The 15,939-nt window shown below is 28.7% G+C and carries 16 protein-coding genes and 1 other RNA gene; all 17 read left to right on the plus strand.

All coding sequences use genetic code 11. From position 1 onward, the window contains the following. Window positions 1-94, plus strand: a transfer-messenger RNA (tmRNA) gene (gene ssrA, locus QM495_RS06235); the annotation flags it as partial. Window positions 95-238: 144 nt separating this feature from the next. Continuing rightward, window positions 239-1,030: a hypothetical protein gene (locus QM495_RS06240; RefSeq protein ID WP_408671251.1), complete on the plus strand. Its 792-nt coding sequence runs from the start codon at window positions 239-241 to the stop codon at window positions 1,028-1,030. 65 nt (window positions 1,031-1,095) lie between these two features. Further along, window positions 1,096-1,386, plus strand: a complete 291-nt coding sequence (locus tag QM495_RS06245) for a hypothetical protein (RefSeq protein ID WP_408671252.1) — start codon at window positions 1,096-1,098, stop codon at window positions 1,384-1,386. Between the two features lie 85 nt (window positions 1,387-1,471). Further along, window positions 1,472-2,680: a primase-helicase family protein gene (locus tag QM495_RS06250; RefSeq protein ID WP_408671253.1), complete on the plus strand. Its 1,209-nt coding sequence runs from the start codon at window positions 1,472-1,474 to the stop codon at window positions 2,678-2,680. 228 nt (window positions 2,681-2,908) lie between these two features. Continuing rightward, window positions 2,909-3,775, plus strand: coding sequence for a toprim domain-containing protein (locus QM495_RS06255; protein ID WP_408671254.1), 867 nt, complete (start codon window positions 2,909-2,911; stop codon window positions 3,773-3,775). Between the two features lie 77 nt (window positions 3,776-3,852). Beyond that, on the plus strand, window positions 3,853-4,149 hold the full coding sequence (gene mbpA, locus QM495_RS06260; protein WP_408671255.1) for a mobilization protein MbpA: 297 nt from the start codon (window positions 3,853-3,855) through the stop codon (window positions 4,147-4,149). After that, window positions 4,146-5,009: a relaxase/mobilization nuclease domain-containing protein gene (locus tag QM495_RS06265; protein WP_408671256.1), complete on the plus strand. Its 864-nt coding sequence runs from the start codon at window positions 4,146-4,148 to the stop codon at window positions 5,007-5,009. The genes mbpA and QM495_RS06265 overlap by 4 nt, the downstream gene beginning before the upstream one ends. A gap of 1 nt (window position 5,010) precedes the next feature. Then, window positions 5,011-5,457, plus strand: a complete 447-nt coding sequence (locus QM495_RS06270) for a DUF6730 family protein (protein WP_408671257.1) — start codon at window positions 5,011-5,013, stop codon at window positions 5,455-5,457. Window position 5,458: 1 nt separating this feature from the next. Next, window positions 5,459-6,052 (plus strand): AAA family ATPase, encoded by a 594-nt coding sequence (locus tag QM495_RS06275; protein WP_408671258.1) that lies wholly within the window; start codon window positions 5,459-5,461, stop codon window positions 6,050-6,052. A gap of 34 nt (window positions 6,053-6,086) precedes the next feature. Continuing rightward, complete coding sequence (locus QM495_RS06280) at window positions 6,087-6,311, plus strand: hypothetical protein (protein WP_408671259.1); 225 nt, start codon at window positions 6,087-6,089, stop codon at window positions 6,309-6,311. 278 nt (window positions 6,312-6,589) lie between these two features. Beyond that, window positions 6,590-7,570: a hypothetical protein gene (locus tag QM495_RS06285; protein WP_408671260.1), complete on the plus strand. Its 981-nt coding sequence runs from the start codon at window positions 6,590-6,592 to the stop codon at window positions 7,568-7,570. Between the two features lie 135 nt (window positions 7,571-7,705). Beyond that, on the plus strand, window positions 7,706-11,122 hold the full coding sequence (locus QM495_RS06290) for an Eco57I restriction-modification methylase domain-containing protein (protein WP_408671261.1): 3,417 nt from the start codon (window positions 7,706-7,708) through the stop codon (window positions 11,120-11,122). An 11-nt stretch (window positions 11,123-11,133) separates the two neighbouring features. Continuing rightward, the gene (locus QM495_RS06295; protein WP_408671262.1) at window positions 11,134-11,352 is read left to right on the plus strand and encodes a hypothetical protein; all 219 of its coding nucleotides are present in this window, start codon (window positions 11,134-11,136) and stop codon (window positions 11,350-11,352) included. A 33-nt stretch (window positions 11,353-11,385) separates the two neighbouring features. Continuing rightward, entirely contained in the window at window positions 11,386-12,585 is a 1,200-nt protein-coding gene (locus QM495_RS06300) for an SIR2 family protein (RefSeq protein WP_408671263.1), read from the plus strand. Next, the gene (locus QM495_RS06305; protein ID WP_408671264.1) at window positions 12,585-14,372 is read left to right on the plus strand and encodes an ATP-binding protein; all 1,788 of its coding nucleotides are present in this window, start codon (window positions 12,585-12,587) and stop codon (window positions 14,370-14,372) included. Before QM495_RS06300 ends, QM495_RS06305 begins: the two co-directional genes overlap by 1 nt. Before the next feature lie 17 nt (window positions 14,373-14,389). Continuing rightward, on the plus strand, window positions 14,390-14,599 hold the full coding sequence (locus QM495_RS06310) for a KTSC domain-containing protein (RefSeq protein ID WP_408671265.1): 210 nt from the start codon (window positions 14,390-14,392) through the stop codon (window positions 14,597-14,599). Between the two features lie 14 nt (window positions 14,600-14,613). Further along, entirely contained in the window at window positions 14,614-15,891 is a 1,278-nt protein-coding gene (locus QM495_RS06315; RefSeq protein WP_408671266.1) for a DUF2130 domain-containing protein, read from the plus strand. The last annotated feature ends 48 nt before the right edge of the window (window positions 15,892-15,939 follow it).

Raw genomic sequence — 15,939 nt, forward strand, 5'->3', positions numbered from 1 at the left:
ACGCTTTTAGTCGAAAATTAAAAGAAAACTAAGCATGTAGAAACTACTTTGGTTGCTTGTTTGGACCCGGGTTCGATTCCCGGCGTCTCCACTATTACACCTTCTAAGCCCTTATTTTATAAGGGTTTTTTATTGTGAGCTCGTAAATGAGTTGGTAATTTATCCAAACCTATTTTATATTGTTGTATCAAACAAATTTACTATTTTTATATCTTATAATATGTAAAAGATATAAAAAATGATTCTAGAAAAAGTAAAAAACACATTATCAAATTTTGGAAATTATTATACTAGTCAATTTGTTCCTTCAAGTAAATTATATTTTTATAAAAATTTTGACAAAACATACAGTCAGATAATATTTTCAAAAAATGATTTGAGGATTAACAATGAGTTTACAATTAAATTTAACAGCTTAATTATTAGATTTCCATTCATAGAAGATTTAATTGATGTTAGATGCAAATCAAAATCTTATAATGAATTTAAATCTCTTTCTCACTTAATCATAGATGATTACTATAAAAGGTTAAAAGAAAAAAATACATTATATATTACTAACTCAACAAATCAAAACAACACTTTGTTTGCACAAAATGTTGTTAATAATTGGAGAAGAAGTTTTTATCTCAATATTGAAATAATCTTTTTATTTATTGAAAAAAACTATTCGATTCAAATAATTGAGTCGATTAATAAAAAAGAATCAAGTAATAACAGGCTTATTATTAAACCAGGCCCAAATGATAATTCAATAAAAAAAATTGCTTTAAAGTATTACTTGATTCAACAATTCTATCCTGAAGAAAGACTTGAAACTAAGAAATATAAAAATCAAAAAGACTTTTTAGAAAAAGTAGGTTTAATAGAAGATGTTTTACCTGGCTCTATCAAAAATCATTATCCTAAAATAAAATTTGAGCAAAAAGATTTAGTTTTAAAGGAAAATAAAGTTCTGTTTAATGAACTATTATCTGAAAATGTATTTTCCTACTATCCTTTATGTCAAGAATTTTTAATAAAGAATTAATTCTGAATTAATTCTCATATAACTAAGCATTTATATTTGCAGTATTAAGACATAAAACTGTAATTATGAGAGCAATACACAATCCTTACGAATTTTTAGTTAATGAAATGGCTGAAGTAAAAAAGCTACTACTTGAATTAAAAAACAAACCTAGAGAAGACTATACTAATAAGTATTACACCTATCATCAAGTAGCAGATTTGCTGCATGTAGATTATCAAAGCATCCGTAATTACGTTAATGCTGGATTTATTGAAGCTGAAGAATTCGGCCCGCGAAAAAAACTTATACATCATTTTCAACTTTTTAATGAAGATCAGTCATTAAAAAACTTCAAATACAAAAGAAAAGCATAGTAGCTCCAACTACTATGCTTTTTAGTTTTTAAAATACAGTTACTAACAACCGTACAAGACAAATGTACGATAAATTTTAAATAAAATGAGTGAGATACCTTATTTAAGAATTGGTACATCCTATTCAAAAATTGTACAAGTTCCCAATTTATTCGGTCAATTCAATGAAACATTGTTAAAATGGGATTTAAAAACAATTATCAGAGATCACGGCGGTAAAATAGTACATCAAATACCAAAATATGATGGAAGTATCTGTTTTCCTAATCATCTCAATTTTACTAAAGAAATTCACGGGTTTTACAATACATATTCAGAGCTCAACCATAAGCCCAAGCAAGGATCAATTAAGTATACGATGCAATTCTTTAATCACATCTTTGGAAAACAGATAGAATTAGGTTTAGACTATTTCAAATTATTATATGAATTACCAAGTCAACCATTACCTGTTCTTTGTTTTGTCTCTAAAGAAAGATCTACTGGAAAAAGCTCATTTCTAAAGTATCTAAAGGAAGTCTTTGGACACAATATGACTTATTTAGATAGTCATTCAATGAATAGTAATTTCAATTTAGATTGGGGAAATAAATTAATACTTGGAATGGATGAAGCTTTCTTTCAGAAAGAAGAAGTTACCGAAAAAATAAAATACCTATCTACTTCAAACAAAAATAAAATAGAAGCTAAAGGAAAGGAGCGTTTTGAAGTTGATTTTTTCGGAAAATTTATTATGTGTTCTAACAAAGAAGATTCATTTATAAAAATTGATGCAGATGAAATTCGCTTTTGGGTTATAAAAGTTCCTAGAATAAAAATGGAAGATGTTAATTTCTTAGACAAGCTTAAAAATGAAATTCCAGCATTCTTACAGTTTACTTTACAAAGGTCTTTTGCTAGTGAAAGAAAAACAAGAATGTGGTTCACACCAAAAGAAATTTATACTCCAGCTTTAAAAAAGCTTGTAAATAACAATAGAAACCGAGTAGAAAAAGAATTAGCTCATTTGCTTTTTAATGTAATGGAAAAATTTGATTGGGATGAAGTATCATTTGTTCCCATGGATATTTTAAATGCACTAAATAAAACCAGGGTTAAAACTGATTTAACTCAACTTAGAAAGTTAATAAAAAAAGACTGGAAACTAAGTAATAAAGCGAACTCTCTTCAGTATGAAAAATTCATCATTTTAAATGATGGCGAAATCATAAAAACAGACTCCAAAGGAAGGTATTTTACAATAACAAATACTTTTTTACTCAAAAATTTTGATGAATTGATGACAGACCCTTAATAACTATTAATAAACTTAGTAATTATAAGGGATAGAGCTTGTCATCGTTTTGTCATCATTTTGTCATCACTTTTAAAAACGATGACAGAATTAAGTCTCATAAAATCAAGAATGATGAATCGATGACAAAACGATGACTAAACCTAGAGTATACCATTAAAGGTCGCATCGCACATTCGTCATCAATTCATCATTTTTTTTGAAAATTTTTAACGTTTCACCTTTTCTATGAAAAATAACAAAATAAACTGTCAACAAGCAAAAAAAATAGACCTCTATTCTTACTTAAAAAAGAACTGTTTTAAACCAAAAAAAGAAATTAAAAATGAAGCTTGGTTTTCATCACCATTTCGAGTTGAAAAAACACCTTCTTTTAAGGTTAATTTGGATAAAAATATCTGGTACGATTTTGGTCTAGGTTTAGGCGGTACTATTATTGATTTTGTAATGAAATTTAATAATTGCTCTATAAAAGAAGCTTTAACAATACTTGATAATAATACTTTTTCTTTTCACCAGCAACCAAAAATAATTGCTCCAGTAAATGAACAAAATTATTCAATAACTAAAGTTACTGAATTAACGAACCCTAACTTAATTAAATACTTAATGGAACGTAAAATTAATATTGAACTGGCAAAAAAATATTGCTTCCAGGTCCATTATAGATTTAAAAATCACAAAGAATATTATGGGATTGGATTTATTAATGATAATGGTGGATGGGAAATTAGAAGCTCCATTTTTAAAGGTTGCTTATACAAAAAAACAATTACAACAATCAATAATAGTTCTGATACGGTTTGCTTATTTGAGTCATTTTCTGATTTTCTCTCCTATTTAACAATTAATAAAAATATGCAAGAAAATGAAAATTACATCATTTTAAATTCTACTGCACTCGTTAAATATGCGCTAGAATATTTAAATGAATATGAAACCGTAAAATGTTATCTGGATAATGATAACTCAGGAATAAAAGCTACAGAAATAATAAAACAAAATTGTAAAAATCAATTTATAGATCGTAGTTATAAATACACAAATTATAAAGATTTGAATGAATATTTAATGTGTCACAAAAATAGTCGGTAGTTAAGGGTTTCAAGATGTGTCCTTGTCAGGACATATCTTGCTTTTTCTCCCATTGGTCGCAAAAGAAAAAAATTATTATGAAGAAACATAAAGTAGAATTCAGATGTACTTTATTTGAAAAAAAGCTATTAAAAGTAAGGGCTAAAAAAGCAGGGATAACAATGAGTGAATTTTGCAGAAAAGCAGCATTTGATATTAAAATAATTGAACGATTAACAGATGAACAAATTGAAGTTTATAAGATGTTAATTACCTATCATAATAATTTTAAAAGTATTGGAAATATGTTTAAAAAGAAAAACCCAAACTTAAGTGCTGAAGTTTACAAATTAGCTGATGAAATAAAAAATCATTTAAACAATTTTAAAAAATGATTGGAAAAGGAAAAGCAATTTCACATACAAAAGCTTCAATAGAATACGGATGGAATCAGGAGAAGGATGCTAAAATTATTTATAAGCAAAATTTAATTGGAGAAACCCCAAATGGGATTACCTGTGAATTTAAAATGATACAATCTCAAAATATAAATTGTGAAAGAAATACATTCAGTTTTGTATTAAGTCCAACAGCTGAAGATGGTCAAAAATTAGATATTAATGGACTTGCTAGAATAACAGATGAATTTATCAAAGATTTAAATCTAGGAGATAGGCAAGCTATAGCTTTTGTACATAATGACAAAGATCACAAACACATTCATCTTTATGTGAATCGAATTGATTTTAATGGGGTAGCTTATAAAGATAATTTTATTGGCAAAAGATCTCAAAAAGCAGCCGAACGAGTTGCAATAAAATTAAAACTACAAACCGTTAAACAAGTTCAAGAACAAAAGCTTGAAAGTATCAAATCTATTAGAAATGATATTAAACAAAAACACGAATTTTGTTTAACTAATTTGAAACCAACTAGTTTTCAAGACTATGTTGATAAAATGAAAAAATCAGGTATTGAAGTTGTACCTGTTATTAGTAAATCTAACCAGCTTCAAGGTTTTAGATATAAATATCAAAATGTTAATCTAAAAGGAAGTGAAGTTCATCGTGAACTATCTATCAATAAAGTTGCTCCTAAACTTCAATTCAAACAAAATTTCAAGAGAAATTATCAATTAAAATCAGGAATTCAACTTTCTGGTAAAATTGTTTCTCTTCCAATAAATATCGCTAGTAAAATTATTCTTTCACTAGCAAAAAAAATAATTAAAAATAGTATAACCCACAGTATGTAACATGGCAAAAATCGATGAAATAACAGAATTATTAGTCACTGAAATTGAAGCATTCAATAAATCTGTTGATAAACTTCAAAAAGAAAGACAAGAATTTCAAAATATCAAGTTCACACCTGATATATCTCCAATTAATGATGCTTTCAAATATAATTTAGAAATTATGCAAAAGAATTACCAGGAGCAACACGGGATTTTAATAGGCTTACAAAATGACCTAAAAAAAACTGTCAGTATTCCCAAGTGGGTGGCAGTTTCATTTATCTCATTTTTCATCATTATTATTTTAAATATTTCTTTTAGTTTTTATCAGTATCAAAAAATAAAAGAAATAGAAAAGGTTGCTTTTCAAGAAGGAATGGAGTACTTCAAAGATCATATACGTGAATTCTTCAAAGAAGAACCTGCTTCATTAAAAAAATATCAAACTTGGGATAAAAAACAATAAAATGGGAAAAATTATATTAATAACACATCAAAAAGGCGGTGTAGGTAAAAGTACTTTAACTTTTAATTTAGCTCAAAATTTATGTAAAAATGCTACGGTAGCTGTATTGGATTTTGACTTGCAAGGAAGTCTATCAAGACTTAAAGAGATGACAGATGATTTTGATATTATTCCATATCAAGATTCTATTGATTTAATAAATGATTTAGAATATAATTTTATATTTATTGACACACCTCCGTACTTATCAAACCATTTACCAAAACTAATTCAGATTGCAGATTTAATTCTAATTCCAACGAAGGCTGGAATTTTAGATCTACTAGCTATTGAAAGCACTATTAATATAATTAAATTTGAAAATAAAATTGAACAAGCTATGGTAGTTTTTAATATGATTAAGGTGAATACAACTTTAACAATGGATATATTAATGGGGTTAGAAGAATACAATATAAAAATTGCGAACACACATATTAGTGATTTGGTTTCTTTTACACGCTCTGTCTTAGTAAAAGGGATAAAAAATGATAGAAATGCTCAAAATCAACTAGACAACCTCACAAAAGAAATTTTAACAACACTACTTATATAAAAATACAATTCTATAAATCTATAATTATATAAATATGGAAAAACCAAGTATTAATGAACTCATCAAAAAAGCGAAGGCTACTAATAATAGTAAGGCTATTCAAAAAGTGGTTTCAGTAAGCTCAAAAACTACTGATGAAACCCAGTTTTCATTTTATATTGAGAAAGAGCTTTTGAAAAAATTAAAATTAAAAGCTATTAATAGTAATACTAGTATTAAACAATTAATCAACGAAGCTATTTCTATCTCTCTAAAATAATATTTTAGGTTTTCTTTAGCTTTTAGAACAAATGCATTAAAACGAAAAAAATAAATGATTAACTTGCAAACTGAAAAATACAGAGTTTAACTCTATAACATATAAAGCGTTTAGCTTTTGATTTGGGATCAAAAAATCGCCAATTTTTTAAATCCACCTATTTCGAAGTTAAGACGCCCACGCTTAGGCGTGGGCTCTTTCTTGTGGTGGATGGGTGTTTGGCGATACCTTTGATTTCGTAAGTTAGGGTTCCACGCTTTTTTTATTTAATTTATATCATGGAAAATCAAAAAATCGCTAATGTGCAACTTCAACTTTCAGAAAATTGTTCTGAAGAAAATTTACAACTAATTTCTACTTATTGGAAATTAAATGAAGATTTTAGGTTTGAAACAAAACCTAGACTTATTAAAACTTCATTTAATCTAGATCAAACGGAATTAAACAAATTAATTAGTCAAAATTCTACCCTTAGTTTTTTTATACATTGCCAAAAATGTAACTCTTATGAAAAACAAGATTCAAAAAGTCAAACAAATTTTTTAACAAAAACATCCTCTTTACATAGTGATTATAGTACATATGAGTGTCTACATTGTGAAAATTTAAAAAGAGAACAAATACAACTTGAGCAAGAAAAGAAACGTAGAGAATTGAGGTTGGACTTCGATAAAGCAATAGATAATAAAAATTGGAAAAATCTTTCAAATTTTGAAAAAATTCTATTAGGTCATAGTTTAGAAATGGATTTTAATCAACTTAAAAAGTTTTACGGTAGTAAACTTGGACAATCCCAGTTTATTACATTTATCAAAGCTTTAGAAAACATAGAAAAGCAGAATCTTCTTTTCCTTAAAAGAAACTCATGGGATAATTACATTACAAATTATGAATATTTAGAAAAGCTATTGCAACATAAAGATGAAATTTATTTTATAAAAGAGAACTCTGAAAGTTCTGTTGTAATAGATAAAGAAACAAATGAAATAAAATTTAAACTTACCATCAATGAATATAAAAAAACTCCTGATAGCCCATTGTATTCAGGTCTAGTCACCTTTAACGAACGAATTGTTATAGAGCCGGGAGTTGAATATACATTTGCACAATGGGAAAGAGCTTATAATAATTTATATTTAACGCTAATCCCTACCAGTAATTTATACACACCTCCTACTCAAAAGCCACTTTCAAGGTTACCAATATCAATGAGAGAAGGAATTCAACGATTCTTTAACAATCTGGGTAAAAACTTGTAGTAAAAAAAATATAATTATAGAAATCTAGATTTCTATAATTATATAAAAAGGTTTTGTAACTTTATTGCTTAATTTTATAGATTATACTAGATTTAGTAGGCTCTATTCATAATTGCTAAAGAAGAAAAAAGATTAATGGCATTATATCAAAAATCGGTACTCAATAAATACCTAAAGCAACAGGATAGAGATGTTGTAGCTAAAGCCTATAAGAAGTTTTCCAAATACTTTCATAATTCTACAATTCAACAAAATATTAGAGAACGAAAAGAAGAGCAATTTCAAGAGGGGTTTCTTATTGAGTTGTTTGTAAATGTATTGGATTATACGTTAGCTCCAAATCCTAAGTTTAATTTAACTACTGAGTTAAAAAATGAAAAAGGAGCAAAGAAAGCTGATGGTGCTATTTTAAAAGACGGAAATGCTTTAGGTGTTATAGAATTGAAAAGTACTAAAACCAAAGATTTAGAAAAAGTACGTCAACAAGCATTTGATTACAAAGCCAATCAAACGGGTTGTGTGTATGTAATTACTTCCAATTTTGAGAAAGTACGTTTTTACATTAACAATGCTGTTGAATTTGAAGAGTTCGACTTGTTTACCATTAATCAAGAGCATTTTGAACTGTTATATTTATGTTTAGCAAAAGACAATCTGCTTAATAATGTTCCACTTAAAATAAAAGAAGCTTCGATACAGGAGGAAGAGAAGATTACCAAAAAGTTTTATGCTGATTACTCGTTGTTTAAGCGTGAGCTATTTCGTGACTTGGTAAAACTCAATATAAAAAACGAAGTTTTTCGCACTGAATTGAACAATGAAGATTCTGAAAGAGCAAACAAAAACATTAAACACCATCTTTTTAAGAAATCGCAAAAACTGATTGACCGTTTTCTGTTCATCTTTTTTGCAGAAGATAGAGGCTTATTACCTCCAAATTCTACGTTAAAGATATTGGAACAATGGGATAAGTTAAAAGATTTAGATGCTTATGCACCTTTATACAATAGGTATAAACTGTATTTTAATTATTTAGATACTGGTAGGAAGGGAACAGATAGAGGTGCTGAAATATTTGCCTACAACGGCGGTTTGTTTAAACCCGATGCTATTTTAGATAGTTTGGTAATTAGTGATGACCTATTATTTAAACACACTAAGGAGCTTTCGCATTACGATTTTGATAGTCAGGTTGATGTTAATATACTCGGGCATATTTTTGAAAATTCATTAAATGAGATTGAAAGCGTAAATGCTGAAATTGAAGGAACTGATTTTGATAAGCAAAAAACCAAACGAAAGAAAGATGGAGTTTTCTATACACCAAAGTACATTACCAAATACATAGTTGAAAATACAGTTGGTGAGCTTTGTAATAACAAAAAAGAAGAATTAAAGATAGTAGAAGATGAGTATCGACCAAAACGTCAAAAGGAAACGAAAAAGAAGCTTTTAGCAGCTTTGGAGATGTATAGAGAGTGGTTGTTGCAATTAACAATACTTGACCCCGCTTGTGGCTCTGGTGCTTTCTTAAATCAAGCATTAGATTATTTAATAAAAGAACACGGTTACATAGATGAATTACAAACCAATTTATTAGGAGGTGGTTTTGTGTTTCCAAACATTGAAAATACCGTTTTGGAAAACAACATTTTTGGCGTTGACCTAAATGAAGAATCTATTGAAATTGCCAAACTTTCTTTATGGTTACGCACCGCACAGCCCAGACGAAAACTGAATAATTTAAGTGATAATATTAAATGTGGTAATTCTTTAATTGATAGCAAAGCAGTTGCAGGCGACAAAGCTTTTAAATGGGAAGAAGAATTTGCACCCATTTTTGAAAAAGGTGGTTTTGATATGATAATTGGAAATCCGCCCTATGTTGGTGAAAAAGGGCATTCTGAAATTTTTGAAGCTCTTAAAAAAATTCCTAAATGGAAAGGGTTTTATAGAAGAAGGTCAAACACTTACTATTTTTTCATTAAACACGGTATTGATTTATTGAAATTAAATGGAATACAAAGTTTAATTATTCCAAGAGAGTTTACCAATGCAGATTGGTCAAATAAAGTTAGAGAAACAATCATTTGTAATAGTCAGATTATTGAAATTATAGATTTTAATGACCTTAAAGTATTTGCAGACGCTGGTACTACAAGTGTTATCTTAACTCAAAAAAAGACTCAAAATTTAAATTATAAATTTAAATTTTCGAAAATAATAGATAGGAATAGAATTTATGATGAATTATTTAATTTAGAGAAAAGGAGGTTAATTGATGTTAAAACATTAAAATCCGAAGAATATAAACCTTGGGACTTCAATTCATTCAAAGTTGAATTGACCGAAAATATAATAAATTTAGGCTCAATATTCAATGTATCACAAGGGATAGTTACTGGTTGTGACAAAGTTTCTAAAAAACATATTATTAATGATTTAGCTTTAGACTCTTTAGTTGGAAGAGGAATTTTTATTCTAAATGAAGGAATAGACATAAAACATAATAACAATCAAATATCATTAAAGATAAATGATTGTTGGGTTGCTTTAAATAATGAGGATATAAGCTTAATAAAACCATATTACAAACCAGAAAATCTTGAAAAATGGTCTGTTACCAAAACAGATCAATTTATAATATATGTTGGCAGTTTTGAAATGACAGATAATATTAAAAGTTATTTACTTCAATTTGATAGAATACTTCTAAATCGCTCAACTATTACAGATAAAAAAATCACACTTGATGAATTTTTAAATTTTTCAATAGAAGAAATAAAACAATATTACAGTTCAGCTGGAGCTGTTCAAAAAATAATGAAAAGAAAACAATGGTATTTACCACTATATGAAAGAGCCAGTGTGCCTTTTGATTCATATAAAATAGTCGTTAACACTAAAAATATGGATGTGTTTACTTTTTCAGATTCTGATTTATATTCATCAGGAGGTGGTGCTGGAGGGCAAAATTTCATTTATCCAAAATTAGATTCGGAATACTTAAACTCAATGTCGAATGATACTGGTGTCAATGATTTTGTAGCTTATGTAAATTCTCTCTTAAATAGTTCTCTAATAAAATTTATTATAAAGAATGGTCAATTTAATCAACTTAGTACTTCAAAAATTTCTGATTTACCTATTAAGGTAATAGACTTTAAGGATGAAGGCGATTTACTAAAATATAAATTGATATTATCAAGTATTGGTAAATTATCAACTTGTAGCAAGTCATTATACAAAGTAGTTTCTAACTTTGAAGTCTTTTTAGACTCCTCTTTCCCTGTTAATATTTCAATAGCTTCTTGGTACAAGTTAGAATTTGGAGATTTTATCAAAGAACTCAATAAAGTAATAAAAAAGGGTGGAGGAACACCGCTTAGTAAAATTAAAGAAATAGATTGGATGGATGTTTTTGAAACCAAAAAGGAAGAAGCACAAACCTTAAAAGCAGAGATTGATAAAACAGATGCAGAGATTGATGCAATGGTTTATGAGTTGTATGGGTTGAGTGAGGAGGAGATTGGAATTGTGGAAAATAGCTAAAAATAAAAACTATGAAAAAATATAAAAATTTAGATGGAAATTCAAGTATTACTGATTATCAAATAGAAGAGCATTTAATTCATGTTTGGTTTAAAGGAGGTTCTCGAAGTTATACGTATAGCACAAATAAGGCTGGGAAATATCATGTTGAAAACATGAAACAATTAGCAATGCAAGGGAGTGGTTTAAATGGTTATATTATGAATCATGTAAAAAATCTGTTTGACTGAAATAGTTTATAATCGAAATTTAAATAAAATGATATGACACATGACCCAATAAAACAGATAAGATTTTTAAGCCAAACTCTATCAAATGATAAAAAACCGCTGTCCTTTTTTATTTCAGCTGGCTGTCCTTTAGGAGTTAGCATGCCTGTAGGTAAATGGCCATTGATTCCTGCAATAAAAGAATTGAGTCAAAAAGTAAATGCAGAGTTATTGGGCCCTGAAAAATTAGATTTGAAATATTCTGAATTTATCGAAATAGTAAAAAAAGAAGATAAAGATTACGAAAATATTGAGTTAGTATTAAGTTTTGCTCGTTCATTAAAAGATGTTTCAATTGGTGGCTCTGTGAGAGGTTTTTCACAAACAGAGCTAGTCAACATTGAAAAAGAAATTTGTACTGTAATAGCAAACTTGATTAATGTTAAATTACCAAAAGAAATTACTCCATATCACAAATTTGCTTCTTGGATAGCATCTATAGATAGAGAAAAACCCATTGAAATCTTCACTACTAATTACGACCTTTTAATTGAGCAAGCTCTTGAGGAAACTTTTGTTCCTTATTTTGATGGGTTTGTTGGGGCGAGAAATTCTTTTTTTGATTTGAGAGCAATTGAAGAAAATGCAATTCCTGCTCATTGGACAAGGTTATGGAAAATTCACGGTTCGTTAAATTGGTATCAAACAGAAAACTCAGTTCATAGAAGTACGGGTAGTAATATTCAAGACCAAGAATCACACTTAATATACCCTTCTCACCTTAAATATGACCAGAGTAGAAAAATGCCATATTTAGCATTAATCGACCATTTAACAAATTCTATTAAAAAAGAGCCCTCTATTTTAATAACAACAGGTTATTCATTTAATGATGAACACATAAATGATGCTATTCTAAATGCATTAAAATCCAATCCTACTTCAATTGTAATTGCTTTATTATTTGGAGAATTATCCGATTATTCGAAAGCAGAAGAAATTGCTAAAAGAAGACCAAATATTAGTCTTTGGGCATTTGATAAAGCTATAATTGGAACTAAAAAAGGAGATTGGCTACCTATTGATAATTTTGAAGCAGAAGATAATATTGCAAATGTTGTAACAAAAATAGAAACAGAAAATCCTGATGGTTCTAGTGGTAAAATAACATCTTGGAATTTAAAGCTTGGAAATTTCGCGAAATTAGGTGACTTTTTACAAGAGTTAGTAGGTAATGAAAATGATGATAACTAATGAAAAATAAGGCTACATTTCTTGGTACAATAGAAGACGTAAAAGGAGCAAGTGTAAGAGTTTTACTGTCAAATGAATCTCTATCTGGATTAGTATATGTTGATGGTCAGGGCTATAGGATTGGACAAATAGGTACTTTTATAAAAATACCAATAGGGTTTACTCTACTTTATGGTATAATATCACAAGTCGGAGCAAGTGCAGTTCCTGAAAATCTATTTGATAAATTGCCCTACGGAAACAGATGGATGACTGTTCAACTTGTTGGAGAAGGGACAACAAATGGGAATTTTCAAAGGGGTATTAGTCAATATCCAACAATTGGTGATGAAGCTCACCTTGTATCAGAAAGAGATTTGACGAAAATCTATGGAGAACTCTCAGATGTCAACTATATTAAAATAGGAAATATAGCTAGTTCTGAATCTATTCCTGCATTATTAGATATTGATAAATTAGTTACACGTCATAGTGCCATTGTAGGTTCAACTGGCTCTGGAAAATCTAACACTGTAACAGCTTTATTAAAAGCTATTAATTCAGGTAGTTATCCAAAGGCAAAAATTATATTAGTAGATCCACATTCTGAATATCATACTGCTCTAAAAGATTATAGTAAAGTTTATTCTCTGGATGGTAAAAATAAATTAAAAATCCCTTATTGGTGTTTATCTTATAATGAACTTGCATTAATACTATTTGATAAAAGACAAGCCATTGATTCGCCTCAAGATTTACGAATACAAGAAGAAATACTTAAACAAAAAATTGAAGTTTCAAAAAAGTTAAAATCAGGAGCTATACCTGAACATCAAATCACAGTAAATTCACCCATACCTTTTGATTTAAAAAAAATTTTATATGACTTATATTTAGAGACTTTTGCAACAGTAAATACAAAAGGTGATTTATCAAGTGTAGCATATAAAAAAGATAAAAAAGGTAAGGAGCTAAAAGGGAATAAAGACACGCTTGAATTACCTCAATTTGAACCTGCTGGAACTGGAAGTTCTCCTCCATTTATTTATACTACAAATAAATTATTTTCATCTTACCTTAATAAACTAAGGGGTAAATTACTTGATAATAGAATTGACTTCATATTTAACACTGGTGTTTATGATGGAATCACAAAAGATTTAGATGATTTACTTAATGAATGGATTAATCACGATAAACCAATCACTATTCTTGATTTGGGAGGAGTACCATTTGAAACTATGGATTTGGCTGTTGGTTTAATTTCAAGACTAACTTTTGAAACAATGTTTTGGGGGAGATATTTAGATGGAATAGGAAGGCAAAGACCATTATTAATGGTTTATGAAGAAGCTCATTCTTATTTACCAAAAGGTGGTAGCAATCAATTTGTTCAGGGTTATTCAAGTAATGCTGTTAGACGAATTTGTAAGGAGGGTAGAAAGTATGGTATTGGTGCTTTGATAGTTAGTCAAAGACCTTCTGATTTAGATACTTCAATTTTATCACAATGTGGAACGTTTATTACATTAAGACTCTCTAGTTCAGATGACCAATCTATAATTCGTTCTTCTATTCCTGATAATTCTAGCGGTTTAGCAGATTCTTTACCCTCTTTAAGAACAGGTGAAGCAATAATCGTTGGTGAAGCAATACAAATTCCAAGTAGAGTTTTAATTCCTTTAATGAAACCAAGACCAGATAGTAACGATGCGATCCCTTCCTCAGAATGGAAAAAAACAGAAGTTGAAAATCCAGAATTTTCGAAAGCAATTACAAATTGGAGAAAACAAAAAGTCGAAAAATAAACTAATAAAATAATATTATGGAAATGATACCTGTAGATTCAAGTAACTTAGCGGCAATAGGGTATAATGCTGAAAATGGAACATTAAAAATTCAGTTTAATAATGGAAGAGCATATGAATATTATGGTGTTCCTGAATCAGAATTTGATAACTTATTAAATGCAAGCTCTAAAGGTCAATATGCAAATCAAAATATTTATAAAGCATATAGCCAATCAGAGGTCTAAACACTATTAGCTATATGGATAATTCTAATCAAATAAAATGCCCTAATTGTGGTACATCAATAGATGTTCAAGATATTTTATCGCATCAATTAGAAGAAGAAATAAAGCAAAAATACCAATCTCAAATTGCTGAGGAAAAGAAAAAATATACAGTAGAATTTGAGGGCTTAAATAAAGCAAAAGAAGAATTTGAGAAAAAGAAAAAGCAAGAAAATGAAATGTTTCAAGAGCGTTTAGACACTCAACTCAAAGAACAAAAGAAAGTTATTGAAACTAGTCTCAAATTAAAATTAAAAGAAGAACAATCAGAACAATTTGATGCTTTACAAAAAGAATTAAATGAAAAATCTGAACAAGTTAAAGAGCTTAACCGAACCAAAGCCGAAATAGAAAAATTAAAGCGTGAAAAAGGCGAATTAAAAGAAGCAGCTGAAGCCGAAGCTCAGAAAAAACTAAATGAAATTCTTATAGCTGAAAAAGAGAAAATTAAGAAATCTGAAGAGGACAAGAATGAATTGCGTTTCAAAGAAATGCAAATGCAATTAGAAGCTCAAAAAAAGCTGACTGAAGAGATGAGGCGAAAGCAAGATCAGGGTTCTATGCAAATGCAGGGAGAAGTTCAGGAATTAGCAATAGAAGAATGGTTAGCAGCTCAATTCCCTTTAGACACTATTGAAGAAATAAAAAAAGGTGCAAGAGGTGGTGATTGCCTTCAAATAGTCCATACAAGAACTGAACAAAATTGTGGGACCATTTATTATGAAAGTAAGCGTACAAAAGATTTTCAACCTAGTTGGATTGAAAAATTTAAAGCAGACATTAGAGATAAAGGCGCAAATATAGGTGTATTAGTTACAGAGGTTATGCCTTCTGATATGGATAGGTTAGGTTTAAAAGATGGTATTTGGATTTGTAATTACGAAGAATTTAAAGGGTTAAGTAACGTATTAAGAGAGTCTATTATAAAAGTGAGTAATGCAATTAGCACTCAAGAAAATAAAGGTGATAAAATGGATATGCTGTATGATTTTCTAACGAGTAACACCTTTAGAATGCAAATTGAAGCTATTGTAGAAGGTTTTACTCAAATGAAATCCGATTTAGAAAGTGAAAAACGTTCTATGCAACGGATTTGGAAACAACGTGATAAACAAATTGAAAAAGTTATTACTAATACAATTGATATGTATGGTTCAATTAAAGGAATTGCAGGTAATGCCATTCAATCAGTAAAAGCTTTGGAATTACCAGGAAATGAAGAAGATGAAGGAGAGGGAGGTTTATTAGGGTAAAGTTTTGAGTTTTAAAGATCTCTGTGATAAGCATAAATTAATTCTACC

It is taken from the genome of Lutibacter sp. (assembly GCF_046055765.1).
GTDB lineage: Bacteria > Bacteroidota > Bacteroidia > Flavobacteriales > Flavobacteriaceae > Lutibacter.

Coding starts and splice junctions, on each gene's coding strand:
- QM495_RS06240 (WP_408671251.1), top strand. CDS start 239: ATGATTCTAGAAAAAGTAAAAAACACATTATCAAATTTTGGAAATTAT.
- QM495_RS06285 (WP_408671260.1), top strand. CDS start 6,590: ATGGAAAATCAAAAAATCGCTAATGTGCAACTTCAACTTTCAGAAAAT.
- QM495_RS06310 (WP_408671265.1), top strand. CDS start 14,390: ATGGAAATGATACCTGTAGATTCAAGTAACTTAGCGGCAATAGGGTAT.
- QM495_RS06305 (WP_408671264.1), top strand. CDS start 12,585: ATGAAAAATAAGGCTACATTTCTTGGTACAATAGAAGACGTAAAAGGA.
- QM495_RS06250 (WP_408671253.1), top strand. CDS start 1,472: ATGAGTGAGATACCTTATTTAAGAATTGGTACATCCTATTCAAAAATT.
- QM495_RS06245 (WP_408671252.1), top strand. CDS start 1,096: ATGAGAGCAATACACAATCCTTACGAATTTTTAGTTAATGAAATGGCT.
- QM495_RS06280 (WP_408671259.1), top strand. CDS start 6,087: ATGGAAAAACCAAGTATTAATGAACTCATCAAAAAAGCGAAGGCTACT.
- QM495_RS06255 (WP_408671254.1), top strand. CDS start 2,909: ATGAAAAATAACAAAATAAACTGTCAACAAGCAAAAAAAATAGACCTC.
- QM495_RS06265 (WP_408671256.1), top strand. CDS start 4,146: ATGATTGGAAAAGGAAAAGCAATTTCACATACAAAAGCTTCAATAGAA.
- QM495_RS06270 (WP_408671257.1), top strand. CDS start 5,011: ATGGCAAAAATCGATGAAATAACAGAATTATTAGTCACTGAAATTGAA.
- mbpA (WP_408671255.1), top strand. CDS start 3,853: ATGAAGAAACATAAAGTAGAATTCAGATGTACTTTATTTGAAAAAAAG.
- QM495_RS06290 (WP_408671261.1), top strand. CDS start 7,706: ATGGCATTATATCAAAAATCGGTACTCAATAAATACCTAAAGCAACAG.
- QM495_RS06315 (WP_408671266.1), top strand. CDS start 14,614: ATGGATAATTCTAATCAAATAAAATGCCCTAATTGTGGTACATCAATA.
- QM495_RS06275 (WP_408671258.1), top strand. CDS start 5,459: ATGGGAAAAATTATATTAATAACACATCAAAAAGGCGGTGTAGGTAAA.
- QM495_RS06300 (WP_408671263.1), top strand. CDS start 11,386: ATGACACATGACCCAATAAAACAGATAAGATTTTTAAGCCAAACTCTA.
- QM495_RS06295 (WP_408671262.1), top strand. CDS start 11,134: ATGAAAAAATATAAAAATTTAGATGGAAATTCAAGTATTACTGATTAT.